Origin of the sequence: Jiella marina, from assembly GCF_024359545.1 — a bacterium.
In the GTDB taxonomy this organism is placed as follows: Bacteria; Pseudomonadota; Alphaproteobacteria; order Rhizobiales; family Rhizobiaceae; genus Jiella.
Map to the genome: position 1 here is coordinate 681,735 of NZ_JAKQZG010000001.1, position 25,965 is coordinate 707,699.

The 25,965-nt window shown below is 64.9% G+C and carries 23 protein-coding genes and 2 tRNA genes; 16 read left to right on the plus strand and 9 right to left on the minus strand.

Features of this window, described 5'->3' with window-relative positions:
* Positions 1-76: 76 nt before the first annotated feature.
* Complete coding sequence (locus tag MF134_RS03195; RefSeq protein WP_255337931.1) at positions 77-781, minus strand: metal-dependent hydrolase; 705 nt, start codon at positions 779-781, stop codon at positions 77-79.
* 133 nt (positions 782-914) lie between these two features.
* Between MF134_RS03195 and ruvX the strand changes: the two genes are divergently transcribed.
* Together ruvX and MF134_RS03205 are read left to right on the plus strand one after the other, a co-directional pair.
* Positions 915-1,397, plus strand: coding sequence for a Holliday junction resolvase RuvX (gene ruvX / locus MF134_RS03200; protein WP_255337932.1), 483 nt, complete (start codon positions 915-917; stop codon positions 1,395-1,397).
* 92 nt (positions 1,398-1,489) lie between these two features.
* Positions 1,490-1,720 carry a hypothetical protein gene (locus tag MF134_RS03205; protein WP_255337933.1) on the plus strand — a complete coding sequence of 77 codons (231 nt, stop codon included), beginning with the start codon at positions 1,490-1,492 and terminating at the stop codon, positions 1,718-1,720.
* A 51-nt stretch (positions 1,721-1,771) separates the two neighbouring features.
* Here the strand turns inward: MF134_RS03205 and MF134_RS03210 are convergent, their stop codons facing one another.
* From MF134_RS03210 to MF134_RS03220, 3 genes are all read right to left on the minus strand, one after another.
* Entirely contained in the window at positions 1,772-2,086 is a 315-nt protein-coding gene (locus MF134_RS03210) for a DUF6105 family protein (RefSeq protein ID WP_255337934.1), read from the minus strand.
* The gene (locus MF134_RS03215) at positions 2,086-2,637 is read right to left on the minus strand and encodes a hypothetical protein (protein ID WP_255337935.1); all 552 of its coding nucleotides are present in this window, start codon (positions 2,635-2,637) and stop codon (positions 2,086-2,088) included. Before MF134_RS03215 ends, MF134_RS03210 begins: the two co-directional genes overlap by 1 nt.
* Before the next feature lie 149 nt (positions 2,638-2,786).
* Positions 2,787-4,442 carry an acyl-CoA dehydrogenase family protein gene (locus MF134_RS03220; RefSeq protein WP_255337936.1) on the minus strand — a complete coding sequence of 552 codons (1,656 nt, stop codon included), beginning with the start codon at positions 4,440-4,442 and terminating at the stop codon, positions 2,787-2,789.
* Positions 4,443-4,522: 80 nt separating this feature from the next.
* Here MF134_RS03220 and MF134_RS03225 point away from each other — a divergent pair, with 80 nt between their 5' ends.
* From MF134_RS03225 to dprA, 4 genes are all read left to right on the plus strand, one after another.
* Positions 4,523-5,479 (plus strand): aspartate carbamoyltransferase catalytic subunit, encoded by a 957-nt coding sequence (locus MF134_RS03225; RefSeq protein WP_255337937.1) that lies wholly within the window; start codon positions 4,523-4,525, stop codon positions 5,477-5,479.
* A complete protein-coding gene (locus MF134_RS03230; RefSeq protein WP_255337938.1) occupies positions 5,479-6,774 on the plus strand; it encodes a dihydroorotase in 1,296 nt (431 codons plus the stop codon). Before MF134_RS03225 ends, MF134_RS03230 begins: the two co-directional genes overlap by 1 nt.
* A 43-nt stretch (positions 6,775-6,817) precedes the next feature.
* Positions 6,818-7,432: a glycerol-3-phosphate 1-O-acyltransferase PlsY gene (plsY, locus tag MF134_RS03235; protein ID WP_304363611.1), complete on the plus strand. Its 615-nt coding sequence runs from the start codon at positions 6,818-6,820 to the stop codon at positions 7,430-7,432.
* Positions 7,433-7,505: 73 nt separating this feature from the next.
* Entirely contained in the window at positions 7,506-8,606 is a 1,101-nt protein-coding gene (gene dprA, locus MF134_RS03240; protein ID WP_255338022.1) for a DNA-processing protein DprA, read from the plus strand.
* On the opposite strand, the gene MF134_RS03245 is transcribed toward dprA, so the two are convergent.
* Complete coding sequence (locus MF134_RS03245) at positions 8,595-8,768, minus strand: hypothetical protein (RefSeq protein ID WP_255337940.1); 174 nt, start codon at positions 8,766-8,768, stop codon at positions 8,595-8,597. The genes dprA and MF134_RS03245 overlap by 12 nt on opposite strands.
* Positions 8,769-9,013: 245 nt before the next feature.
* On the opposite strand from MF134_RS03245, the gene topA reads away from it, so the two are divergent.
* From topA to rpmG, 6 genes are all read left to right on the plus strand, one after another.
* Positions 9,014-11,731 carry a type I DNA topoisomerase gene (gene topA, locus MF134_RS03250; protein WP_255337941.1) on the plus strand — a complete coding sequence of 906 codons (2,718 nt, stop codon included), beginning with the start codon at positions 9,014-9,016 and terminating at the stop codon, positions 11,729-11,731.
* A gap of 5 nt (positions 11,732-11,736) precedes the next feature.
* Positions 11,737-14,007, plus strand: coding sequence for a ribonuclease R (gene rnr / locus MF134_RS03255; protein ID WP_255337942.1), 2,271 nt, complete (start codon positions 11,737-11,739; stop codon positions 14,005-14,007).
* Positions 14,004-14,447 carry a DUF983 domain-containing protein gene (locus tag MF134_RS03260; protein WP_457589933.1) on the plus strand — a complete coding sequence of 148 codons (444 nt, stop codon included), beginning with the start codon at positions 14,004-14,006 and terminating at the stop codon, positions 14,445-14,447. Before rnr ends, MF134_RS03260 begins: the two co-directional genes overlap by 4 nt.
* Positions 14,444-15,205 carry an NUDIX hydrolase gene (locus MF134_RS03265; protein ID WP_255337943.1) on the plus strand — a complete coding sequence of 254 codons (762 nt, stop codon included), beginning with the start codon at positions 14,444-14,446 and terminating at the stop codon, positions 15,203-15,205. The genes MF134_RS03260 and MF134_RS03265 overlap by 4 nt, the downstream gene beginning before the upstream one ends.
* A gap of 139 nt (positions 15,206-15,344) precedes the next feature.
* Complete coding sequence (locus MF134_RS03270; RefSeq protein ID WP_457589934.1) at positions 15,345-16,553, plus strand: MFS transporter; 1,209 nt, start codon at positions 15,345-15,347, stop codon at positions 16,551-16,553.
* A 220-nt stretch (positions 16,554-16,773) separates the two neighbouring features.
* Positions 16,774-16,941 (plus strand): 50S ribosomal protein L33, encoded by a 168-nt coding sequence (gene rpmG / locus MF134_RS03275; RefSeq protein WP_255337944.1) that lies wholly within the window; start codon positions 16,774-16,776, stop codon positions 16,939-16,941.
* Positions 16,942-17,055: 114 nt separating this feature from the next.
* Here rpmG and MF134_RS03280 read toward each other — a convergent pair whose 3' ends face one another.
* Positions 17,056-18,624, minus strand: coding sequence for a bifunctional aminoglycoside phosphotransferase/ATP-binding protein (locus tag MF134_RS03280; RefSeq protein ID WP_255337945.1), 1,569 nt, complete (start codon positions 18,622-18,624; stop codon positions 17,056-17,058).
* Between the two features lie 139 nt (positions 18,625-18,763).
* Between MF134_RS03280 and MF134_RS03285 the strand changes: the two genes are divergently transcribed.
* On the plus strand, positions 18,764-19,111 hold the full coding sequence (locus tag MF134_RS03285; RefSeq protein ID WP_255337946.1) for a c-type cytochrome: 348 nt from the start codon (positions 18,764-18,766) through the stop codon (positions 19,109-19,111).
* A 56-nt stretch (positions 19,112-19,167) separates the two neighbouring features.
* Here the strand turns inward: MF134_RS03285 and MF134_RS03290 are convergent, their stop codons facing one another.
* The 3 genes from MF134_RS03290 to MF134_RS03300 all read right to left on the minus strand — a co-directional run bounded on the left by MF134_RS03290 (position 19,168) and on the right by MF134_RS03300 (position 23,341).
* Positions 19,168-21,069 (minus strand): ABC transporter ATP-binding protein, encoded by a 1,902-nt coding sequence (locus MF134_RS03290; RefSeq protein ID WP_255337947.1) that lies wholly within the window; start codon positions 21,067-21,069, stop codon positions 19,168-19,170.
* On the minus strand, positions 21,066-22,940 hold the full coding sequence (locus tag MF134_RS03295; RefSeq protein ID WP_255337948.1) for an ABC transporter ATP-binding protein: 1,875 nt from the start codon (positions 22,938-22,940) through the stop codon (positions 21,066-21,068). Before MF134_RS03295 ends, MF134_RS03290 begins: the two co-directional genes overlap by 4 nt.
* Positions 22,941-23,264: 324 nt before the next feature.
* Positions 23,265-23,341 (minus strand) — tRNA-Met (locus MF134_RS03300).
* A gap of 596 nt (positions 23,342-23,937) precedes the next feature.
* Here MF134_RS03300 and MF134_RS03305 point away from each other — a divergent pair.
* The 3 genes from MF134_RS03305 to MF134_RS03315 all read left to right on the plus strand — a co-directional run bounded on the left by MF134_RS03305 (position 23,938) and on the right by MF134_RS03315 (position 25,954).
* A tRNA-Lys gene (locus MF134_RS03305) sits at positions 23,938-24,013 on the plus strand.
* A 358-nt stretch (positions 24,014-24,371) separates the two neighbouring features.
* Positions 24,372-25,625 (plus strand): sarcosine oxidase subunit beta family protein, encoded by a 1,254-nt coding sequence (locus MF134_RS03310; protein ID WP_255337949.1) that lies wholly within the window; start codon positions 24,372-24,374, stop codon positions 25,623-25,625.
* 32 nt (positions 25,626-25,657) lie between these two features.
* Positions 25,658-25,954 carry a sarcosine oxidase subunit delta gene (locus tag MF134_RS03315; protein ID WP_255337950.1) on the plus strand — a complete coding sequence of 99 codons (297 nt, stop codon included), beginning with the start codon at positions 25,658-25,660 and terminating at the stop codon, positions 25,952-25,954.
* The last annotated feature ends 11 nt before the right edge of the window (positions 25,955-25,965 follow it).

Genomic DNA, 25,965 nt, shown 5'->3' on the forward strand with positions numbered 1-25,965 from the left:
ACGGCGGCGCCGCGAGGCAACGCCGGCCAGGTCTTAGCGCGACGTTGACTCACGGATCGGATGCGACGCGGGCTGCTTACATGTCGAAAGGCTCGCCAACCGCCGGCGTCATCACCTTGCCCGCATCGCCTTCCATCGCTTCCTTGAACTTGTCCGGCGTCTTGTCGAGGATCGGCAAGGTGCCCCAATGGATCGGGATGATCTTGTCGAAGTTGAAATAGCGGCGGCAGGCAATCGCGGCCACCGCCGCACCCATGGTCAACCGGTCGCCGACGGGCACCATCGCGACTTTCGGCGCATGCAGCTCCTCGATAAGCGCCATGTCCCCAAAGATGTCGGTATCGCCCATGTGATAGACTGTCGGCCCGTCATTGGCGTGGATGACCAGGCCGTTCGGCATGCCGAGATAGGTGACGGTGCCGTCCTCTTCGACGGATCCCGACGAATGGAAAGCCTGGGTCAGCGTGACAGAGAAGTCGTCGAAGACCACCGTGCCGCCCGTATTGGCCGGCTCTCCCGCCTCGACACCCTTCTTGCCGAGCCAGCTGACCAGTTCGAAATTGCCGACAACCTTGCATCCGGTCGATTTGGCGATATCGACCGTGTCGCCGACATGGTCGAAATGGCCGTGGCTGAGAAGGATATGGGTCACACCGCTCATGGCGGCGGCAACGTCCTTGCCCTCGAAATGCGGGTTGCCGCTCAGGAACGGGTCGATCAGGATGATCGACGAGCCCGTCTCGATCCGAAACGCCGAATGGCCGAAATAGGTGATCTTCATGGAATCTGCTTTCGATGCCTTGGGTTGAACGAGGCGATGGGAGGATCCGGCGAACCGCGGCGGCGCCGGGCTCGCAATCATCCCTCTCGAATCCGGTAACTGCGCGGCCGGCAAAGGTGGTCAAGGTTCTCTCATGGCCGTGATGTCGCTCGAGGCGTTCCTTGCCGCTCTCGCCCCCGGCCTACCGATCGCCGGGCTCGATCTCGGCACGAAGACGATCGGGCTCGCTCTGTCCGATCGCGGTCGCCGATTCGCCACGCCGCGACCGGTGATTCGGCGCAAGAAGTTCACGCTCGATGCCGCGGTGCTCAAGAAGGCGCTGGACGACGAGATGGTCGCCGGGCTCGTGGTAGGCCTCCCGCTCAATATGGATGGCAGCGAAGGGCCCCGCGCCCAGTCCGCCCGCGCCTTCATGCGCAATTACGCGCCGCTGGACGAGCGCCCGGCGCTGCTCTGGGACGAGCGCCTGTCGACGGTTGCGGCGGAGCGAGCGATGATCTCGGCAGACGTTTCACGGGCGCAACGCGCGGAACGGATCGATTCGGCGGCCGCCGCTTTCATTCTGCAGGGCGCGCTCGACCGGATGCTCCGGGCCGATCCGCCCCCCGGGAGCTGAGGCCGCGACTGCGATATCGCAGCCCGGCACGCGAGGGAACATCTCGTCTTACCAAGGATTTACCGAAAAATTTCGGATCCAAGGAGACGACGATGAGAAAGCCCGAACCGCAACCCGGCAAGCTGACTCCACAGCCAGGCCAGACCATGCCCGATCTGAACAAACCGGGCGAGAAACACGACACGCCGATGGGCCGGATCGACCGCTCCGGCAACATGCAGGATGAAAGCAGCCAGCAGGACGACCTGCCGCCGGAGGTCGACCATGAAACGGCGATGAACCGCTCGGTGACGGACAAGCCGCTGCCCGGCAGCGGTGGCTGACGAAAAAAGACGCCCGGCGGATGCCGGGCGATATCTGAGACCGAGCCAGTGTCAGGCGTCGGGAGCAATCACGCTTGCCGGCGCCGCCTTGCGTTCCCGCCACCATGCGGCGATCTTGCGACGGCGGCGAAACGCCAGAATGGCCAGAAGAAGCAGGCTGTCGAGAAGAATAGCCTCTGCGATGAGCCCCGGAATGGCTGCGGGATCCATGCCCAGGAGATTGCCGTAGATTGCGAAGACGTGGTCGTTGAGTTGGCGGGAGAGGAATACGCCGCCGACCTGGCTGCCGACGTCGAGGAGCGAGAGGTAATACCAGCCCCAGAAAAAGGCGAGCGGCGCAAACCAGAGGATGACGAGAGTCCGCATCACGAGTCTCCTTCATCCCGGTCGCGTCTCGACCGCCGATCAGCCATGGCGGCCCGCTTGGCTTCCTCAAGATGCGCCATCACCGCCTCGAACGCTTCATCATCCGAGCCATCTCCTCTGTCTTCGACCATATGATCGAAGAGCAGCGCCCCAAAGCTCATGGCAACGAGCATGGTGACGCCCGGCCCCTCCCCGACAAGGCCGATCGCCGGCGATGCGGAAAGGGCGAGTGCGCCGTAGAAGCCGAAGAACGCGCAGAGCACGGCCGCGGCAAACGGCTCACCCCGCCTGGTAACATACTCCGGATGCTGCATCAGACCAGCGATCGCAAGTCCGAAGGCGATGGCCAGCGCAGCAAGGATCGCGGCGATTCCGAGCGCCTGGTCCGGCGGAACGGGGATCGCGGCGTCGTTGAAGCCCGAAATCAATGACGCACCGTAAGCGCCGATCAATGCTTCGGAAAAGCCCGCTTCATGGGCGCATCTCAGGGCCGCGAATCCGGAGAAACCGGCCCAGCCCGAGAGGGTGAATATCGAAGCGATTCGGCTCATCGCCGCGCCTCCGTTCTTCGACGAAAGGTTACCAAGGTGTTAACGGCACTGTCGTCGGTCGGTTCTCTCGCCGCAACCGCTTCCCGTCGTCATGGTTAACCCGCGCCGCTGAATTTCCTACGGACGAGCGTCTTTCAGGCGGGGCGTGGTCAGCGCAGAGCAGGATAGAGATCGTCGATGAGGGCGCGGCAATCGTGGCGCAGGTCGATCATCCCATAGGTGTGGCTGAAGACCCCGCCGAGTCGCGTTTCGGCGAAGGCGGCCGCTATCGGGGAAAGCCCCATGCGCTTGAGGATGCCCGCCGCAGCGGAGAGCGCCAGTTGCTCGGCCAGGAGCCGGCATGCCCCTTCGTCCGACCGGACCATCTCGACCGCGGCGCGCAAGACGTCGGGCGTGCCGCCGGCGATGTCGCCAAGGTCCTCCTCGATCATGCCGACGACGGTTTCGAACGCCTCCGAATCCCGCTTCAGGACCCGCAGGAGGTCCAGCGCCACGACGTTACCGGAACCTTCCCAGATCGCGTTGACCGGCGCTTCGCGATAGGCGCGCGCCAGCCGGCCGTCCTCCACATAGCCATTGCCGCCGAGGCACTCCATCGCCTCATAGGCGAAGGCCGGCGCAATCTTGCAGACCCAGTATTTGGTCACCGGCGTCATCACACGGGCCCAGGCCCGCGCCTGGGCATCGTCGCGGTTGCCATCGCGGCGGTCGAACATCTCGGCCAGTTGCCAGGAAAGCACCGTCGCCCCGGCGGCGTCGAGCGCGAGATCGGCGAGCACACGCACCATCTGCGGCTGCTCGATCAGCGGTTTGCCGAAAACGTTGCGCTCGCGGCAATGATGCACCGCCTCGGCCAGCGAGCCGCGCATCAGGCCCGCAGACGCAAGGGCGCAATCGATTCGGGTGAAGGTCACCATGTCCAGGATCGTGGCGATTCCCCGCCCCTCCTCGCCGATCAGACTGGCCTCGGCGTCGACGAATTCGACCTCGGACGAGGCGTTGGATCGGTTGCCGAGCTTGTCCTTCAGCCGCTGGATGAAAATGCCGTTCATCGTGCCGTCCGCGCGCCGACGCGGCATCAGGAAGCAGCTCGATCCGGCCTCGGTCTGCGCCAGCACCAGAAACGCATCGGACATGGGTGCCGACATGAACCATTTGTGGCCGGTGATGCGATAGCCGCCATCCTCGTCGCGAGTCGCACGGGTCGTGTTCGCCCGCACGTCGGTTCCGCCCTGCTTCTCGGTCATTCCCATGCCGAGCGTCAGGCCGGCCTTTTCGAGGGGCGCCTTGATGCTCGGATCGTATTGCCGCGAGGTGATCACCGGCAGCCATTTCTCCCTGAGGGCGGGGGCTGCTGCGAGCGCGGCGACGGCCGCGTTGGTCATCGTCACCGGGCAAAGATGGCCGCATTCGACCCCGGCGGTCATGTAGAATCGCGCCGCGCGGGCGCGGTGCCGAATGCCGGCCTCCTCTTCCTGACCGGACCAGACCGAACTGCTGAGCCCCTCGCCGATCGATCGGCGCATCAGCGCGTGATAGGCGGGATGGTAGTCGACCATTTCCAGACGCCGGCCCTTGTCGTCGAAGCGCCGCAGGCTCGGCTTTTCCTGATTGGCGAGCCGGGCGAGATCATGCGCCTCGTGCGAGCCACAGAACCGGCCATGGCGATCCAGGGTCAGAAGCGTCGCTTCAGGAAACTCCGAGGTCAGAAGCTTGAGCAGCGGATCGGAACGATAAGCGTTGAAACCGGCATAGTCGGAGGATTGGTTGAAGACCTCATGGGTCGCAAATCGCGTGTCGGACATCTCACCCTCTCCCTATTTTCCTTCAGGTCGACGGCGTTTCTTGCCGCAAAGGTTCCAAACCCTTATAGGCCTTGACCTTGATGATCGCACCTGCCTCCCGCCCCGTCGCTGCCCGCCGCCATCTGCTTGGCATGGCCGGGCTTTCGCCCCAGGACATCACGGCCTTTCTCGATCTCGCCGAGGCCGAAGTGGCTGTCAGCCGCCAGACCGAGAAGAAGAAATCGGTCCTCAAAGGGCGCACCCAGATCAACCTGTTCTTCGAGGCCTCGACCCGGACCCAGGCTTCGTTCGAGCTGGCCGGCAAGCGCCTCGGCGCCGATGTGATGAACATGTCGGTCGCAAGTTCGTCGGTCAAAAAGGGCGAGACGCTGATCGACACGGCGATGACGCTGAACGCCATGCAGCCGGATATCCTGATCGTGCGACACCATTCGGCCGGCGCCGTGGCGCTGCTGGCCCAGAAGGTCGCCTGCTCGGTGGTCAATGCCGGCGACGGCGCCCACGAACACCCGACCCAGGCGCTGCTGGACGCGCTGACAATCCGGCGCCGCAAGGGCCGGATCGCCCGGCTGATCGTCACCATCTGCGGCGACGTTCTGCACAGCCGCGTCGCGCGATCCAACATCATCCTGCTGAATGCGCTTGGCGCAGAGGTGCGCGTGGTCGCGCCTTCGACCCTGCTCCCGAGCGGCATCGAGCAGATGGGCGTGAAGGTTTTCCGGCGCATGGACGAGGGCCTGCAAGGCGCCGACGTCGTCATGATGCTGAGGCTTCAGCGCGAGCGGATGGCCGGCTCCTTCGTGCCCTCGGTGCGCGAGTACTTCCGCTATTTCGGCCTCGACAAGGCCAAGCTCGCTCTCGCCAAGCCGGATGCGCTGGTCATGCATCCCGGCCCGATGAACCGGGGCGTCGAGATCGCGTCCGATATTGCCGACGGGCCGGCCAGCGTCATCGAGGAGCAGGTGGAAATGGGAGTCGCCGTGCGCATGGCCGTGATCGAAAGCCTTCTCGGCGATGGGCTGGAGGCCGGCGCGTAATGGCCGAAACCCGCCCGCTGGTCATCGAGAAGGCCCGCATCATCGACCCCTCGCGCGATCTCGACGCTGTGGGCTCCATCGTCCTCGTCGAGGGGCGGATCGCCGCATCCGGACCGGACGCACTCAACCAGGGCCATCCCGACGGAGCGGAGATCATCAACGGGTCGGGGCTCACTGCCCTCCCCGGCCTCGTCGACGCCCGCGTCTTCATCGGCGAACCGGGCGGCGAACACCGCGAGACCATCGCCTCGGCCTCTGCCGCAGCCGCAGCAGGCGGCGTCACGTCCATCCTGACCATGCCCGACACCAAGCCGGTGGTCGACGACGTGGCGATCGCCGAATTCGTCATGCGCACCGCCCGCGACACCGCCATCGTCAACGTCTTTCCGGCCGCCGCCCTGACCAGGGGGCTCAACGGCACGGAGATGACCGAGATCGGGCTTCTCGCAAATGCCGGCGTCAAGGCCTTCACAGACGGCCGCCACACGATCTCTGACCCCGCCCTGCTCCGGCGCATCATGACCTATGCGCGGGATTTCGACGCGCTCGTCATGCACGAGACGCAGGACCCCGCGCTGACCGCCAATGGGGTGATGAACGAAGGGCTCTTCGCCTCCTGGCTGGGTCTGCCGGGCATTCCGGCCGAAGCCGAGATCATTCCCCTGGAGCGCGATCTGCGGCTGGCCGCCCTGACCGGCTGTAGCTACCACGCCGCCAAGATCTCGCTCGGCGAATCGGCTGCGGTCGTGGCGGCCGCAAAGGCCCGCGGTGTCGCCGCGACGGCGGGGGTCTCGATCAACCATCTCTCGCTCAACGAGAACGACGTCGGCGAATACCGCACCTTCTTCCGGCTCTCTCCGCCGCTGCGGCGCGAGGACGATCGGGAATCAATGGTGGAGGCGCTCGCGAACGGCACGGTCGACATCATCGTCTCGTCCCACGATCCGCAGGATGCCGACGACAAGCGACGCCCCTTCGCCGAAGCCGAAGCCGGGGCGATCGGGCTGGAAACGCTGCTGCCCGCAGCGTTGAGGCTGCACCACTCCGGCCGCGTGCCGCTGAAACGCGTCATCGAAGCGTTGACCGTGGCTCCGGCGAGGCTGCTCGGCCTCGACCGCGGAACCCTGCAGGTCGGCGCGCCAGCGGATATCGCGCTGATCGACCTCGACCAGCCCTATCTCTTCGCCGAAGCAGAGATCCGGTCGAAGTCGAAGAACACGGCTTTCGAAAATGCCCGTTTCGAGGGCCGGGTGTTGCGGACGATCGTCGCCGGGCGCACCGTCTTCGAAGCCTGAATTTCCGCCCGCCGCAAGACGTTTCAAGGAGGAGAGCAACGTGCTGGACGAAGCGTCCTACAACGTACTGGCCGTCATCCTGTGCATCGCGGGCGGCTATCTTTCGGGCTCGATTCCCTTCGGTCTCGTGCTCGGCCGGCTGTTCGGTTATGGCGACATCCGGAAGATCGGTTCCGGCAATATCGGGGCGACCAACGCACTCAGAACCGGCAACAAGGTCATGGCGGCGCTGACGCTTCTCGGCGACGTCCTGAAGGGCACATTGCCGGTTGCGGTGGCGCTCGCGACATTCGGGCCGTTCTATGCCGCGATCGCGGGCGTTGCCGCCTTTCTCGGTCACCTCTTCCCGGTCTGGCTGGGTTTCAAGGGCGGCAAGGGCGTCGCGACCTATCTCGGAATCCTGCTGGGCATTTCGCCCATCGGCGTCCTCGTCTTCGCCCTCGTCTGGCTGTCGGTGGCTTTCCTCACGCGCTATTCCTCGCTTGCGGCCCTGATGGCGACCCTCGTCGTGCCGATCGTCTACTACCTTCTCGGCTACCCGGCGGCAGCTCTCTTGACAGCGATCCTGACCGTGCTCGTCTATGCACGGCATCATGCCAATATCCGCCGGCTTCTGAACGGCAGCGAAACCAAGATCGGCGCCAAGGACAAGGGATGATGGGGTCGCCCAACGGTGACTGTGCAATGCCGGGACTCGTGGCGTGACGCCCACCGCGGCGAAGCGCGGCGTGATGCTGACCGATGAAATGCGGCTTGCCTGGCTGCGGCTGATCCGTAGCGAGAATGTCGGGCCGGCGACGTTTCGCGCCCTGATCAACCGCTTCGGCACCGCAGAGGCCGCGCTGGAGGCTCTGCCGGAGCTGTCTGCCCGCGGCGGCAGGCAGGTGACAGTCTTTCCCGAAGACGCGGCACACGAAGAGATGGCCCGCGCGACGAAGCTCGGAGCGCGATTCGTCTGCCTCGGGGAACCGGACTACCCGGCGCTTCTCCGCTCTGCCGACAACGCCCCGCCGCTGCTGGCTATGATGGGAGATGGCTCGACCAGTCAAAGGCCCGCACTTTCGATCGTCGGCGCCCGCAACGCCTCCCTTTCCGGAATCAAGCTGACCCGCATGTTCGCCCGGGAAGCCGGCGAAGCGGGGTACGTCATCGTTTCGGGCCTCGCCAGGGGCATCGACGCCGCCGCCCACGAAGCAGCCCTCCCGACCGGCACGATCGGCGTCTTCGCCGGCGGTCTCGACAAGCCCTATCCGCCGGAAAACCGGCCGCTGATGCGCCAGATCGTCGATCAGGGAGGCTGTCTGATTTCGGAGATGCCGTTCGGCTGGAAGCCGCGCGCCATCGACTTTCCACGCCGCAACCGGCTCGTCGCCGGGCTTTGCCTCGGCCTTCTCGTCGTGGAAGCGGCGCTGCGCTCGGGCTCCCTGATCAGCGCCAGGCTGGCCGGCGAACTCGGCCGCCTCGTCTTCGCCGTCCCCGGTTCGCCGCTCGATCCCCGCGCAGCCGGCACCAACCGGCTCATCCGCGAAGGCGCGATCCTGACGACCGAGACGAACGACATTCTCGAGGCGCTCCGCCCGCTTGCAGGAAGGCCGCCGGAAGCGGACGAGCGATCGCTGGAGGAAGCAGAGATGGCGGCAACACCCGAAGAGCCCGCCGAGGACGAGCGCGCGCGGATCGTCGAGACCCTTGGCCCCGTGCCCGTCGCGATCGACGACATCATCGCTCACACCGAAGCCGCGCCGGGCGCGGTTCAGCTCGTTCTTCTGGAACTCGATCTGGCCGGCCGCCTGGAGCGGCATTCCGGCGGCACGGTCTCGCTACTTCTCTGAGCCCTTCATCCGCTCGATCTGCTGATCCGCTTCGAGCTTGGCCATGTCGAGGAGATGGAGGAGCATCGCCCCGTTTTGAAGCCCGGACACAACCTTTAGTTGTTCTATCATATCGGAAACATATTGCAGATTCTTTCGCAATTCGTCGGCCTTGTTCGACATCGCTCGCTTAGCTCTTGAAATTCTGCAATTATGGAGCCGTTTTCGGCAGATAAGACGGTTTCCACCCAGAATTTACTTATAAGCACTCTCTTGCGAAAGTTGCAACCGCCCTTATCGCAAACGGCCGGGGCTTGACCGTTTCCCTTGAACTGTCCATCTGACGCTTGCTTCGTTCCCAGGCTCGCATCGGGAGCGGTCACGAACATCTGCGCTGTAACAATCCATTTTCGCGAACAGGAATTTTGATGGACGTCGTCATCGTCGAATCGCCCGCAAAAGCGAAGACGATCAACAAATATCTCGGCAATGACTACAAGGTCATCGCCTCCTACGGGCACATTCGCGATCTGCCGCCCAAGGACGGCTCGGTGCGTCCGGACGAGGATTTCGAGATGAGCTGGGAGGTGGGCAAGCCTTCCCAGAAACGTCTGAACGAGATCGCCCAGGCGGTAAAAAGCGCCGATGGGCTCGTGCTCGCCACCGACCCCGATCGCGAGGGCGAGGCGATTTCCTGGCATGTCCTGGAAGTGCTGCGGCAGAAGAAGGCGATCGGCAAGAAGCCGGTCAGCCGGGTGGTGTTCAACGCGATCACCAAGAAGGCCGTGCTCGACGCCATGGCCAATCCGCGCACGATCGACGAACCGCTGGTGGACGCGTATCTCGCGCGCCGCGCTCTCGACTATCTGGTGGGTTTCACGCTCTCACCGGTTCTGTGGCGCAAGCTGCCGGGTGCACGCTCGGCGGGCCGAGTCCAGTCCGTCGCGCTGCGCCTCGTCTGCGACCGGGAAGCCGAGATCGAGCGCTTCAAGCCGGAAGAGTACTGGTCCATCATTGCGCATCTCGCGACCGAGCGCGGCGACGACTTCGAGGCCCGGTTGACGGCCTTCGACGGCGAGAAGATCCAGCGCCTTACGATCGGCAATGGCGACATCGCCGGCACGATCAAGTCGATGCTGGAAAGTGCGGCCTTCGTCATCGAGAGTGTCGAGGCGAAGCCAACCAGGCGCAATCCTGGCCCGCCCTTCACTACCTCGACTCTGCAGCAGGCCGCCTCCGCCAAGCTCGGTTTCTCGGCCTCGCGCACGATGCAGGTGGCGCAGCGGCTCTATGAAGGCATCGACCTCGGCGGCGAGACCGTGGGCCTCATCACCTATATGCGAACCGACGGCGTGCAGATGGCGCCGGAGGCGGTCGAGGGTGCGCGCAAGGCGATCGGCGCCGATTTCGGCGCGCGCTACGTACCGGAAAAGCCCCGCTACTATTCCACCAAGGCGAAGAATGCCCAGGAGGCCCACGAAGCCGTGCGGCCGACGGACTTCACGCGTTCCCCCAAGGATGTGAAGCGCTTCCTCGATCCCGACCAGTTCAGGCTCTACGACCTGATCTGGAAGCGCGGTATTGCCAGCCAGATGGCCTCCGCCGAACTCGAACGCACGACGGTCGAGATCGACGCGAGCGGTGCTGGCAAGACGGCGAAGCTGCGCGCCAGCGGCCAGGTGGTGAAGTTCGACGGGTTCCTGGCTGCCTATGTCGATCATCGCGACGATTCCAAGTCCGACAGCGACGACGAGAAGGACGACGCCCGTCTGCCGGAAATGGCGGCACGCGAGAAGGCCGAACGCAAGAAGATCGACGCGACCCAGCACTTCACCGAGCCGCCGCCGCGCTATTCGGAAGCCTCGCTCATCAAGAAGATGGAAGAGCTCGGCATCGGCCGGCCGTCCACCTATGCCGCAACACTGCAGACGCTACAGGATCGCGACTACATCGTCGTCGACAAGCGCAAGCTCCTGCCCGAAGCGAAGGGCCGGCTGGTCACGGCCTTCCTGCACAATTTCTTCGAGCGCTATGTCGAATATGACTTCACGGCCGATCTCGAAGAGAAGCTTGACCAGATCTCCGCTGGCGATCTCGCCTGGAAGGACGTGCTGCGCGAGTTCTGGAAGGAATTCTCCTCTCATGTGGAGGGCACCAAGGAACTGAGGGTCGCCGATGTCCTTGACGCCCTGAACGAGGAACTGGCCCCCCTCGTCTTCCCGCCCCGCGAGGACGGTACCGAGCCGCGCGCCTGCCCGCGCTGCGGCAACGGCCAGCTCTCATTGAAGCTCGGCAAGTTCGGCGCCTTCGTCGGCTGCTCGAACTATCCCGAATGCGGCTATACGCGCCAGCTCGGTACGAGCTTTTCCGCCGACAGTACCGAAGGCGAGATGGCCGATGGCCCCAAGGATCTCGGTGTCGACCCGGAGACCGGCGAGCCGATCACTCTGCGCACCGGCCGCTTCGGTCCGTACGTCCAACGGGGCGAAGGCAAGGAAGCCAAGCGCTCTTCGCTCCCGAAGGGCTGGCAGGTCGCCGACATCGACCTCGAAAAGGCCCTGCGTCTTCTCAGCCTGCCGCGCGAGGTGGGCACGCATCCTGAATCCGGCAAGCCGATCCTGGCGGGACTCGGCCGCTATGGACCCTTCCTCCAGCATGACGGCATGTACGCCAATCTCGACTCGATCGAGGACGTGTTCGAGGTCGGGCTGAACCGCGCCGTCACGGTGATTGCGGAGAAAAAGGAAAAAGGCGCCCGCGGCCGTGCCAAGCCTGCGGCGCTGGCGACCCTCGGCGAGCACCCGACGCTCGGCGGCGAGATCACCGTCCGCGATGGCCGCTTTGGCCCCTATGTGAATACCGGCAAGATCAACGCCACCCTGCCCAAGGGCAAGGATCCGGCGTCGGTCACGCTGGAGGAAGCGATCCAGCTTCTCAACGAACGGGCCGAAAAGACGGGTGCGAAGGGTGGTGCCAAAAAGAAGGCGTCGACCACGAAGAAGTCGGCCAACGGCAAGGCCGAGAAGAACGGAGAGGCCAAGACGGCAAAGTCTTCCACCAAGAAGACGGCGACCAAATCGAAGTCCGCGCCGAAAAAGAAGGTTGAGGCGGATGATTCCGCCGGCGTCCCTTGGGACGCGGACTGAGCGATATGGCGCGCACGAAGACCGGCCCGAAGGACGCCCCGGAACTCAGCCGCGAGGCCGTGCTGCGTTTCGTTGCGGAGAACCCCGGCCGGTCCTCGAAGCGCGAAATCGCCAAGGCGTTTCAGGTCAAGGGTGACGACCGCGTCGCCCTGAAGACGCTTCTCGCCGAACTCCAGTCGGAAGGCGTCATCTCCGGCGATCGCCGGCGCTTCAAGATGCCGGGCGCCTTGCCGCCGGTGGGCGTCTTTGAGATCCGGCGCCGCGATGAGGAAGGCGCGCTCCTCGGCGAGCCGACTTCCTGGGACCGGGAAGAAGATGGCGACCCGCCGCGCCTGCCCGTCCGGATCGATCGCGACAAGGGGCCCGCGCCCGGTGTGGGCGAGCGCGTTCTGGCCCGGGTCGTCGAAGAGGACGGCGACGAGCGGCACCTGAAGATCATCCGCGTTCTCGAAAAGCGCCGAACCGTCTCACTCGGCGTCTTCCGGGCAACGAAGGGCGGCGGCGGCCGGGTCGAGCCTGTCGAGCGCAAGCAGCTCGAATTCATGATCGCCCCGGGCGATACGAAGGACGCCGCCGATGGCGATCTGGTTGAGGTGGAAGCCGGCACACGACGACGGATCGGCCTGCCCATGGGCGTCATCACAGAAGTCATCGGCTCGATGCGCTCCGAACGCGCCATCTCCTCCATTGCGCTCCATGCTCACGGCATTCCGCACATCTTCCCGAACGCCGTCCTGGCAGAAGCCGAGATGGCCGGCCCCGCACCGCTCGAGGATCGCGAGGACTGGCGCGATCTGCCGCTGATCACCATCGATCCCGCGGACGCCAAGGACCATGACGATGCGGTTCACGCCGCACCCGACGATGACCCGTCCAATCCCGGCGGCTTCGTCCTGACCGTCGCGATCGCCGACGTCGCCTGGTATGTGCGCCCAGGCTCGAAGCTCGACGCGGAAGCCCGGCTCCGGGGAAATTCCGTCTATTTTCCCGACCGCGTCGTCCCGATGCTCCCCGAGCGCATTTCCAACGACCTTTGCTCGCTGCGGGAAAACGAGGACCGCCCTGCCCTCGCAGTGCGGATGACCGTGTCGGGCGATGGCGAGAAGCGCAAACACAGCTTCCATCGCGTGATGATGCGCAGCCATGCCAAGCTCGCCTATGAAAAGGCGCAGGCTGCGATCGACGGGGCGATCGGCGACGTCGATCCGCAACTCGTGGAAACGGTGCTGAAGCCGCTGTGGGAAGCCTACCGGCTCGTCCGCATGGCCCGCGAACGCCGACAGCCGCTCGAACTCGACCTGCCCGAGCGCAAGCTGAAGCTCGACGCGCAGGGACGCGTCGACAAGGTCGTCGTGCCGATGCGGCTCGACGCCCATCGGCTGATCGAGGAATTCATGATCCTCGCCAATGTCGCGGCGGCCGAATCCCTGGAGCGCCAGCGGCAGATGCTGATCTACCGCGCCCATGACGCGCCCTCGCTTTCGAAGCTCGAAGGCCTGCGGGAATTCCTCCGCAGCCTGGAAATCCCGCTCGCCAAGAGCGGCGAGCTGCGCCCCTCGCACTTCAACACGATCCTCACCCATGTGAGGGGCGGCGAGCACGAGAGCCTGGTCAACGAGGTGGTTCTGCGCTCTCAATCCCAAGCCCTCTACACGCCCGAGAATTTCGGCCATTTCGGCCTGAACCTGACGCGCTACGCGCATTTCACCTCTCCGATCCGACGCTATGCCGACCTCGTCGTCCACCGCGCACTGATCACCGCTCTGAAGCTCGGCGAAGGCGGCCTGAGCGCGGAGGACGAATCCGCCATGGCGGCGACCGCGGAGGAAATCTCCCGCGCCGAACGCCGGGCGATGGCCGCGGAACGCGATACGGTCGACCGGCTGGTCGCCCACCACCTGGCCGACCGCGTCGGCGACACCTTCGACGGGCGGATCGGCGGGGTCACCAAGGCCGGGCTGTTCGTGCAGCTACCGACCTATGGCGCCGACGGTTTCGTGCCGATCGCGACCCTCGGCGCTGAATATTTCCACTATGACGAAGCCGGGCATGCGCTGATTGGTGACAGGAGCGGCCATGGCTATCAGCTCGGCGATACGGTAGAGGTCCGCCTGGTCGAAGCGGTGCCGCTCGCCGGCTCGCTGCAATTCGAGATGCTGACGGAGCCCCGCAAGCTGCCGCGAAAGACCGGTTCGTTCCACAAGACGGCCGGGCGCCGAGGGCGCAAGGGCCGCGATCGCAAGAACGTCGCATCCAAGGTCAAGAGGCGAAGATGACGAAGAACGAAGGCTATGCCGGCTCGGCCACCACGATGCACCTGCCTGCGACCGAGGCGCGACCGCTCGGAACAGCGCTGCGGCGCGGGTTCTTCTCCAAATGCCCGCAATGCGGCAAGGGCAAGCTGTTTCGCGGCTTCCTGAAGTCGGTCGATCAATGCAGCGAATGCGGCCTCGAAGTCCATCACCATCGGGCCGACGACCTGCCCCCCTACCTGACTATCTTCATCGTCGGTCACATCGTGGTGGCGGGCTTCATGGCGGGCGAGGAGTTGATGCAGCTTTCCATGTGGGCGCATCTCGCGATCTGGGTTCCGGTCACGCTCATCCTCTGCCTCTTGCTGATGCAGCCGTTGAAAGGCGCAACGATCGGCCTGCAATGGGCGTTGAAGATGGGTGGTTTCTCCGATGACGGCGAACCGGAGGAAAGCTTCGGGTGAAAGGCCACGACGACTTCGCCGCACTCGAACGCGAACGTCAGGCCATCGTCGCGGCGAGCCGCGGCAAGCAGGGCGATCCGGCTGTCCGGGACGCCGCGACGCTGATTATCCTCGACGAGACTGCGCCGGTCCCGCGCATCCTCATGGGCCGGCGTGGGGCGGGCCACGTCTTCATGCCCAATCGCCACGTCTTTCCCGGTGGTCGCGTCGAAGAAGCCGACCTTGAGCTGGCTCCCCGTTGCCCATTGTCCGAACAACAGGTTCGCCGCCTCGCCGGCGGCTGGGACAGCACCTTCTCGCAGGAATCGGCTGCAGCCCTGCCGTTGGCCGCGATCCGCGAGACGTTCGAAGAGACCGGCCTTCTTTTCGGGATTCCTTCGACAGCCAGCGAACCGGTGCCTTCCGAATGGCGACAATTCGCGAAAGCCGGGCTGTGGCCTGCGGTCGAATGGCTGACCCCCGTTGCCCGCGCGATCACGCCCGAAGGTGCGCCACGCCGTTTTGATGCGCGCTTCTTCTGTGTCTCGGCCTCGCGGCTGAGCGCGATCCCGGACGAATTCACCCCGCCCACCGATGAGTTCGACGGTGTCGATTGGGTCTCGGTCGATCAGTTGGACGCGCGGTCCATCGCACCGATCACGCGCCGCATTCTCGATGAGGTTCTGGCCCGCCTCGAGAAGGGCACATGGCTCGAAGCCTCGCAGCCGATGCCGTTCTTCCGAATCGTCGACGGAGCCTTCGCAAGAGATCTGATCTGAGCTATGGCGCATCGACGTCCGCACCCCATTTGCTGGGCAGAATGGGTCGCGACGCTGACGGCGCGGCGTTTCGTGACCGACGATCATTGAATGTCTCGGCCAGCGCCCGGCCGGCCAAGAGACGGGACAGAGTGAGACCGTGGATCACCGATCGACCCCGGACGATATCGTCGCCGAAGCCGAAGCCGAACTCGAATCTGTCGATTGGCTGTCCGCCGGCGCCGCTATCGCGTCGATCAGCGCCGTCGGCATCGCGCTCGGACTCGGCCTGCCGCTCCTGAGCGTCATCCTCGAACGGCGCGGCATCTCCGCGTCGATGATCGGTGCCAACACGGCGGTCGCAGGCATCGCCTCTCTGGCCGCCGCGCCCCTGATCACGCCGATCGCGCAAAGGATCGGCGTTCGGATCGCCATGCTGAGCGCGATCGTGCTCGCGGGCCTGTCGGCCATCGGCTTCTATATCTTCGAAGCATTCTGGACGTGGTTTCCGCTGCGACTCGTCTTCCATTTTGCGATCACCGCGCTCTTCGTCCTGTCGGAGTTCTGGATCAACGCGGCAGCCCCGCCACGAAAACGCGGCCTCGTTCTCGGAATCTACGCGACGTTCCTCTCGCTGGGTTTCGCGCTCGGACCCTGGATATTCTCCCAGGTCGGCTCGCAGGGATTCCTGCCCTTCGGCATCGGAGCGGGCGTCATTTTTGCCTCCGCCATTCCCCTGTTCATGGCCTGGAAGCGGGAGCCGGCGATCTCGAAGGACCGACGCAAGGGTTCGTTCTGGCGCTTCATCTTCGCGGTCCCAACTGCGACGGGCGCGGTCCTGATCTTCGGCGCGGTCGAAGCCGGCGGCTTTGCGCTGTTCCCCGTGTTCGGCGAGCGTGTCGGGTTCAGCGAGGCGGAAGCCGCCCAACTTCTGACGGCGATCGGGATCGGCAATGTGATCATGCAGATCCCGATCGGTCTCGTCTCCGACCGGGTCTCGGACCGCCGAACGCTGCTGTCGATCTTCGCGGCCGTCGGTCTCGTCGGCACACTCTGTTTGCCGCTCATCGCCCAAGACTGGCTGCTGATGGCCTGCCTTCTGTTCCTGTGGGGCGGCGTCGTCGCCGGTCTCTACACGGTGGGCCTGGCTCATCTCGGCTCGCGCCTGCCGGCTTCGGAGCTCGCCGACGCCAACGCGGCCTTCATCTTCTGCTATTCGGCCGGCATGCTGATCGGCCCGCAAACCATCGGAACGGCGATGGACCTTTTCGGGCCGAATGGTTTTGCCTGGTCGCTCGCTCTGTTCTTCGGGCTCTACCTTGCCCTTGCCCTCGTGCGGCTTGCCACGGATTCCTTTTCCCGGCGATAGATTGCCGAGTTGAACTTCGGAAGACTTGACACCGGACCGCTCATGGATATTGTCCGGCGCGAATTTGCCGACGCAGAGCGCCGGCCGTTGGCGTATGTTCGCCCGATCGGCCAATCGCGTTCCGCGTGACAGAACTCTCAAGGCGCAGGCCAGCGGTCGATTGCGGGCGGATCAACTCCCGGGATCGTTCCTGCGTTTTCTCAAAGGCACGGGGACCACCATGGCCAAGGCGACCACGATCAAGATCAAGCTCCTTTCGACGGCCGACACCGGCTTCTTCTACGTGACGCGCAAGAACTCGCGCACCATGACCGAAAAGATGGTCAAGACGAAGTACGACCCGATCGCGCGCAAGCACGTCGAGTTCCGCGAAGCCAAGATCAAGTAAGCATTCCAGGCGGCGGGCCTCGGCCCGCCTGAATTCGAATTCGCGACCCGCAGGGCTCATGGCTCCGCGGGTCGCTTTGTCATGTCATGACGCTGCAACACCTCTCCTGCGTCGTCATGAAGGCTTGTCGACAGCCTTCGTGCTTGCCTGAGCGAGAGCCGCCAGCGCTGCCTCGCGCACCTGCTCGATCGGACCGCCTGCCTCAACGACCGACCAGTCGATCGCCCCGTGGTCGCGGCCGAGCTGCTGCAGGACGATTTCCGAGGTCGCGTCGGACGGATCGTTCCGCCTTGCACCGACACGGCGCAGAAGCTCTCCCGCCGGCACCTCCAGCCAGAGACCGTTGAACGCCACGCCGGATTCGTCTGCCACCAACTCGATCGCTTCACGTTCTGCCGCGGTGGAAAACGTTGCGTCGGCGACGACGCCGTGGCCGCATGACAGAATTCCCTTCGCGCGCTCGCCGAGCGTCGCGTAGACCGCCTGCGTGACCTCACCCGTATAGGCTTCTGCGGGAAGCGGCGTCTCCGCCGCGACGCCGAATCGCTTCTTGCGCAAGCGGTCGCTCGACAAGGTGCGTGCCCCCGGCGCCAGCCCGATCGTCGAAGCGATGGCCTTGGCCACCGTCGATTTGCCGGAGCCCGAGAGGCCACCGACCGCCACGAGCCCCGGCTCCCGCTTTGTCAGCAGCGCTTCGGCAAGGCGGAAATAGCTCCAAGCCTCCTCGCGCTTTTCTTCGGCCTCGTCCGGCTTCTCATGGGCCAGCTCGCTGCTGGCGGTCGCGGCCACATGGGCGCGCACGGCCGCGCGCACCGCCATGAAGAAGGGCAGCACCGGCAAGCCCGCCTCATCTTCGACCACGTCCAGATAGCGATTCAGCACGAGGTTGGCATGATCGCGGAGATCGCGGTGCCAGAGGTCCATCAGCAGGAAGGCGAGGTCGTAGAGGAGATCGGTCGTTCCGAGTTCCTCGTCGAACTCGAGACAGTCGAAGATGGTCGGCTCGCCGTCCACCAGGCAGATGTTGCGCAGATGCAGATCGCCGTGGCAGCGGCGAATCCGCCCTTCCCGGCCGCGTTCGTCGAGAAGACGCGACAGGTGCTCATGTTGCTCGCGAAACGCCGCGTTGAGCGCTTCAACCGACTGCCTGTCGAACACCTCATTCGAAGCAAATGCCGACTCGTTCACATCGAGGACTCCGGCCATGTGTGCGGCGCCATCTGAGCGCTCGACAGGTTCAAGCGCCTGGTGGAATTCGGCCACCGCGACCGCCAGGCTTGCCACCATCTCCGGCGTGAGCGTGCCCGCCACGGCCTGCCGGTCGAACAGCGTCGCCTCGTCGAAACGCCGCATCTCGACCACGACGTCGACCAGATCCCCCTCCCCGTCGAATTCAAGGGATCCGTCCGGCGCCCGGGTGATCCGCCGCAGACCGCGATAGAGATTCGGTGCCGTGCGACGATTGAGTTCCACCTCACGCTCAGCCGCCTGGAGCCGCAATTCCGGCGTCGAGAAGTCCACGTAGGGCCGTTTGACCGCGCGCTTGAGCTTGAGCGCGGTCTCAGGCCCCAGAAGCAGGCGCGAAATGTGGGTCGTGACCTCCTCGATTGCTGCCGGCTCGGCCCCGAACAGCGAGGAGCTCCGGAGGAAGGCAACCACCTCCTCCTGTTTGCTGTCAGACATCACGCGTCCCCGCCCTTGTTGAGTGTCCTGCCGATCCTGGACCGACCTGCCGGGCAACGCTGGGGCACGCCTTGATCGGAATCAAGGTCGAGACATCCATACCCGTCTAGGCTTTGCGCGAATGACAGGAGGAGGCTTCATGGCACGGAAAACTCTCGGCGCGATGGCGCTCACGGCGGCGGTGATTCTGGCGGCCGCGAGCACGCCCCGGACAGCCGAAGCGCAGGAGTTGTCTCAGCTTGCCGCAGGCCAGCGCTTCGTCGAGGAGAATTGCTCCCGCTGCCATTCCATCGCCCGAACCGGCGAAAGCCCGCATGCGGAGGCACCGCCCTTCCGAACCCTGTCGGAGCGCTATCCGGTGGCGCAGCTCGCCGAGGCCCTGGTCGAAGGCATTTCGACGGGCCATCCGGACATGCCGGAATTCATCTTCACGAAGGACCAGGCGAACGCGATCATCGCCTATCTGCAAAGCATCCAGAGCGAATAGGAAAGAAAGAGCGGATCATTGCGGTGACGTGGTGACGGCTCGTGTCGGCCGCCGCCTCATTCCGCAGCGGCCGTCGTCTCATCCTGGCCGTTCAGGAAGCCACCGGACTGATGACGCCACAAGGTCGCGTAGATTCCGCCGCGGGCCAAGAGTTCCTCATGGCTGCCCTCCTCGACAATGGCGCCCTTGTCGAGCACGATCAGCCGGTCCATCGCCGCGATGGTCGAGAGACGATGGGCGATCGCGATGACGGTCTTGCCCTCCATCATGCGGATGAGATTGTCCTGGATGGCCGCTTCGACCTCGGAATCGAGCGCCGAGGTGGCTTCGTCGAGCACGAGGATGGGCGCGTCCTTGAGAAGCACGCGCGCAATCGCGATGCGCTGGCGCTGGCCGCCCGACAGCTTGATGCCGCGCTCGCCCACATGGGCGTCGTAGCCCATCCGCCCCTTGGGATCGCGCAGGCCGGGAATGAACTCCTCGGCATTCGCCCGCTCGGCCGCCATGATCACGTCGTCATCGTCCGCACCCGGCCGGCCATAGGCGATGTTGTCGCGGATCGAGCGGTGGAGCAGCGAGGTGTCCTGGGTGACGACGCCGATCGCCGCCCGGAGCGAGGCCTGGGTCACCCGGGATATGTCCTGCCCGTCGATCAGGATGCGCCCGCCCTCCACGTCGAACAGCCGCAGGAGGAGGTTCACGAGCGTCGTCTTGCCGGCGCCGGAGCGGCCGACCAGACCGACTTTCTCGCCGGGCTTGATGTCGAGGGTCAGCCCGTCGATCACGCCTTCTCCCTTGCCGTAGTGAAAGGTGACGTCCTCGTAGCGGATGGCTCCGGCCGTGGCGTCCAATGGCTTCGCATCGGCCTCGTCCACCAGCGTCGGCACCCGCGTCACGGTGGCCACCGCATCCTGGATGGTGCCGTAGTTGCGCACGAGCCCGTTGATGTTGAACATCATCCAGCCCGACATCTGGTTGAGACGCAGGACGAGGCCGAGCGCGGTGGCGACGCCGCCGGCGGTGATCGATCCCGCCTGCCAGCCGAGGATCGCGATCGCGCCGACACCGGACATCATGAACCCATTCAGAAGCGCGACGACGGTCCGCACCTCGGTCAAAGCGCGGGTCGTGCGCCGCGTCATGTCCACCAGATGCGCAAAGCCGTCCTTGACGAACTGGTCCTCCCGGCGGGCGGAATCGAACAGTTTGACCGACAGAATGTTGGTGAAGCTGTCGACCACCCGGCCGGAGACGATCGACCGCGCATCCGCCGAGGCGCGGCCGTATTTGCGGATCTTCGGCAGGAGATTGCGGATGATCCAGGCGTAGCCGAGGACCCACACGCCAAGCACGACCGCCATGCGATAGTCGATGGTGCCCAGGATCGTCACGGTCAGCACGATGAAGGTCACGAAGGACCAGAAGGTCTGCAGGACCGTGGTGATGAAGTCGCCGGTCGCCTGTCCGACCTGCTGCACCTTCTGGGCCAACCGGCCGCCGAAATCGTTCTGGAAGAAGGTGTAGGCCTGCTCCATCAGCCGGCGATAGCTCTGCCAGCGGATGCGGTTGTAGAAGCTCGGCGCAATGACCTGTTCTTCCAAGACCGAGGAGGCGAAGAGGATCAGCGCCCGCCCGATCAGGGTGACAAAGAGGAGCCCCGCGATCAGCCAGAAATGGTCGGCAAAGAGCGTTTCGGGCGTCGACTGGCCGAGCGCGTCGACCAGCCAGCCGACGCCGGTGAAGAGCAGCGCCTCGACCCCGCCGGTCAGGCCGCCGGTGATCAGAAGGCCGATCAGCGGCCATTTGGCCTGTTTGGCGAAGTGCCAGATGAAGGCGTTGGTCTCGGCCGGAAGCGGCCGGAGATGACCGGTCCGGTAGACCCCGTCATCGCCACGGGCGCCGACGTCCTCGAAGGGATCGAGGACCTTCTCGAAACGCTGGAGCAGACGGTCCATCATTCGGCCGCCCTCATGGGATGGCCCGCTTGCTCTTCCTCCTCGCCGCAGGCCAAGAAGCCGCCCACCTGCCGTGACCAGAGGCTGGCATAGAGACCGCCCCGTGCGACCAGTTCGGCATGGGTGCCCTCCTCGACGATTGCACCGCGGTCGAGCACCACGAGCCGGTCGAGGGCGGCGATGGTGGACAGCCGATGGGCGATGGCGATCACCGTCTTGCCCTCCATCAGCCGATAGAGGTTTTCCGCAATCGCCGCCTCGACCTCCGAATCGAGCGCCGAGGTGGCTTCGTCGAGCAACAAGATGGGCGCATCCTTCAGCATGACGCGGGCGATCGCGATGCGCTGGCGCTGGCCGCCGGAGAGCTTCACGCCCCGCTCGCCGACTTCGGCGTCGAGTCCGCCCCTCCCCTCGCGGTCGCGAAGCTCGGCGATGAAATCGATCGCTTCCGCCCGTTCCACGGCTCGCAGGAGCTCCGCCTCGTCGGCATCCGGCCGACCATAGAGAATGTTCTCGCGGATCGAGCGGTGGAGCAGCGAGGTGTCCTGGGTGACCATGCCCATCTCGCGGCGAAGCGAATCCTGCGGCACGTCGCGAATATCGGTGCCGTCGATCGTGATGCGTCCCGCCTCGACGTCATGGAAGCGCATGAGAAGGTTGAGGATGGTCGACTTGCCGGCGCCGGATCGGCCGACGAGCCCCACCTTCTCGCCGGGTCGGATGGTGAGATCGAAATCGCGCAACACCTGGTCGGCGCCGCCATAGCGAAACGACACGTCGTCGAAGCGGATCTCGCCCTTCGTCACGGCCAGCGGCTTCGCCTGCGGCTTGTCGACGACGGCATGGGGGATCTTCAGCGTCGCCATGCCGTCGCGGATCGTGCCGATATTCTCGAACAGCGCCGAGACCTCCCACATGATCCATTGCGACATGCCGTGAATGCGCAGCACCAGTCCGACCGCGGCCGCGATCGCCCCGACGGTCACCAGACCGTTGGTCCACAAGGCAATTCCAGTCGCGCCGACGGCAAAGAGCAGCAGCGAATTCAGCGTCTGGAGGCAGACGACGAAGAGCGTGATCAGTCGGCCTTGGCCGTAGACGGTCCTGAGAAACCCGCCCATCGATTCGCGCGCATAATCCGCCTCGCGGCGGGTATGGGCGAAGAGCTTGACCGTCTGGACGTTGGAATAGGCGTCGACCACCCGGCCGGTCATTTCCGCCCGGGCATCGGCCTGTTCTTCGGAGACGCGGTCGAGCCGGGGCACGAAAAAGCGGAGCATGACGGCATAGAGGAGGAGCCAGCCGACGAAAGGCAAGGCCATCTGCCAGTCGGAGGCCGCGACGAGCACCAGCACGCCGCCGAAATAGACGGCGACATAGAGAAAGACGTCGATCCCCTTCACCACGGTCTCGCGAATGGCGAGCGCCGTCTGCATCAGCTTCTGGGACACCCGGCCGGCGAATTCGTCCTGAAAGAAGCTCATGGAATGGCCGAGCAGCCAGCGATGCATCGTGTAACGAAAGCGCATCGGGAAATTCCCGAAGACCCCCTGAAAGTTCACCAGTCCGTCGATGAGCTGCACGCCGGGCAGGACCAGGAGAATCACCACGCCCATCAGCAGGAGTTGGAACCCGCGCTCCTCCAGGAATCGCTCGGGCGGCGTGTCGCCGAACCAGTCGACCACATTGCCGAGAAAGGCAAAGAGCGAGACCTCGATCGCCGAGATCGTCGCGCTCAGGACCGCCATGACGAGGAGGAGCGGCCAGAGCGGCTTGACGAAGAACCAGATGAAGGCGAGCAGCGTCGAAGGCGGCGGCGCCTTCAACTCGCGTTCGGGAAACGCATCGACCAGCTTCTCGAACCTCGAGAACATGAAGCGCCTTTTCTGAGAATTGGCTTGCGGCCGCGTCGGCCTTGGGGATAGGGCGAGGAAGCGCCACGCGCAAACGCCCCGACATCTGATGCGGGCCATATAGGCGAGGATGATGGAAAATTCAGCGCCCGGATGTCGTCGGCGCCTGGCCCAAGACGTTCACGAGCCGTTGATGGCCTCGCGACCGGCGCGTCGGTGGCGTGCCTGAAGAGCGCAGCGACAACAGAACGGTTTCCCAAGGACGGAAGCCGGTAGGACGCGCGTCACAAGCCGCCAGAGCGACATCATGCCGCCCATCCCGACTGTCGAATTTTTCGGGAAAACTGGTTGCGGGGAGAGGATTTGAACCTCTGACCTTCAGGTTATGAGCCTGACGAGCTACCGGACTGCTCCACCCCGCGCCAGCGACGAACGCGCTGTCTGCGTCGTCGATGGCCGCGATATATGCGACAGTCCGATGAATGAAAAGGGCTTTCTCGGTTCGGGCCCGAAAAAAATCGGAATGACCCGTATAACCGATTGAAATCATGCACAAAATCTCCGTTTCCGGTCCGCTTCCCTTGCCGAACGCGTCTCCCGTGGGCGCGCACGGCGGACCCTTTGGACACGTCTCGGGACGGCGATCGCGGAACTGATCGCCGTGGAGATTCGCGCGGACCGACCGGAACCGGCCTTCGTCGCATCGAGGCCGTCTTCCGCATCCAAGATTTGGAGATCGCTCACACGCCGCGCGACACGCATCCTGTTCGGCCACGCAACGCCTATTCTCCCCGCGCCTCGTTTCACCGGGACGGCGGAGCGGGCGGCTCATCCTCCGCAAGAACGCGAGAGCGGGCTTGATGGCGCGGCGGGCTCGATCTATGAACGCCGCGGCTTTCGCCGCAAAGCGAAAGGGAAGTTCGGCCATGCTTGGTCGAATCGGTCGCCCCCGGGCATCACGGTTCAGGGCGGTTGCAATCCCGCCGCGGCTGTGAGACGGAAGCGGCGGCTTGGGTCAGGGCGCGTAGCTCAGTTGGTAGAGCAACGGACTTTTAATCTGTAGGTCCAGGGTTCGAGTCCCTGCGCGCCCACCAAATCGCCCTTGTCCGACCCGGAGACATGGGTGACAGACCGCCCCCAGGACAGCGGTGACGCCCTCGCGCCGGTCATGGCCGAATGTTTTCAATTGCTTCGTCAGACCTGCGCTTCCTCGAAGCTTCGATGCGGCGTCCCTGCGCCCTTGTTTCGCCGTCTCGGCGTGTGCGGCGCACAAGGGCGACCTTCTGCCAAGCCCTTGAGGAAACGATGCTTTTTCGGGCAGATGCCGCATCATCAGGCACGTCCAAAAAAACGACGCCGATGTCGCATTTCTGATGAAAATCGTCGTTTTAGAGTGAGTGTAGAAAACGTGAATCTGCGCAATGTCCCCCACCGACATCGAGGGCATTTGCCATGCGCCGCTACTCCCTTACCCGCCTCCTCAAGGAAGCTGCTTCCGGCCATCAGGGATGGGGGCGCCAGTGGCGCGCTCCCGAGCCCAAGAAGGAATACGACGTCATCATCGTCGGTGGCGGCGGCCATGGGCTGGCGACGGCCTATTACCTGGCCAGCGTCCACGGCGTCACCAATGTCGCGGTTCTCGAAAAGGGCTGGATCGGCGGCGGCAACACGGGCCGCAACACGACGATCGTGCGCTCGAACTATCTGTTCGACGAATCGGCCGCTCTCTACAATCACGCGGTCAATCTCTGGGAGGGCCTCTCCCAGGAACTGAACTACAATGTGATGTTCTCCCAGCGCGGCGTCCTGATGCTCGCGCACAATCATCACGACGTCATCTCCTTCAAGCGCCACGTCTACGCCAACCGCCTGAACGGCGTCGACAATGAGTGGCTGTCGCCGGAGGAGTGCAAGGAATACTGCCCGCCGCTGTCGATCTCGCCGGACATCCGCTATCCGGTTCTCGGCGGCGCGCTGCAGCGGCGCGGCGGCACCGCCCGGCACGACGCCGTCGCCTGGGGCTATGCCCGCGGCGCCGACGCCCGCGGCGTCGACATCATCCAGAATTGCGAGGTCACCGGCCTCAAGCGCCATCCCGACGGGTCGGTGGCCGGCGTCGAGACGACGCGGGGCACGATCGGGGCCAAGCGCATCGGCGTCGTCGCGGCGGGTAATACGGGCGTCGTCATGGGCCGCTTCGGCCTGCGCATGCCGGTGGAGAGCGTGCCGCTTCAGGCGCTGGTCTCAGAACCGGTCAAGCCGGTCTTCCCCTGCGTCGTCATGTCGAACGCCGTCCACGCCTACATCTCCCAGTCCGACAAGGGCGAACTGGTGATCGGCGCCGGCACCGACCAGTACGTCTCCTATTCGCAGCAGGGCGGCATCCAGATCATCAATCACACGCTCGATGCGATCTGCGAGCTGTTCCCGCAATTTACCCGCATGCGCATGCTGCGCTCTTGGGGCGGCATCGTGGACGTCACGCCGGATCGCTCGCCGATCATCGGCAAGACGCCGATTGAAGGTCTGTTCGTGAATTGCGGCTGGGGAACCGGCGGCTTCAAGGCGACGCCCGGCTCCGGCCACGTCTTCGCCCACACGCTCGCCACCGGCGAGCCGCACGAGATCAATGCGCCCTACAGCCTCGACCGGTTCCGCACCGGCCGGCTGATCGACGAGGCCGCGGCCGCCGCCGTCGCCCACTGACCCCCTTCCGCTTTCTCGAAAGGCGTCGCGCCATGCTGCTCATTCGTTGCCCCTATTGCGGCGAACGTCCCGAGGTCGAATTCCACTGCGGCGGCGAGGCGCACATTGCGCGCCCCGAAACGCCGACGGAAACGAGCGACGCGGACTGGGCCGGCTTCCTCTACTACCGCACCAATCCGCGCGGCGTTCATGCCGAACGCTGGGTGCACAATCACGGCTGCGGCCGCTGGTTCAACGCCCTGCGCGACACGGTCAGCGACCGCTTCGTTACCACCTATGAAATGGGCACGCCTCGACCCGAGGCCGGCTCCGACGTCACCCGAGCTTGAGCGAGGCCATG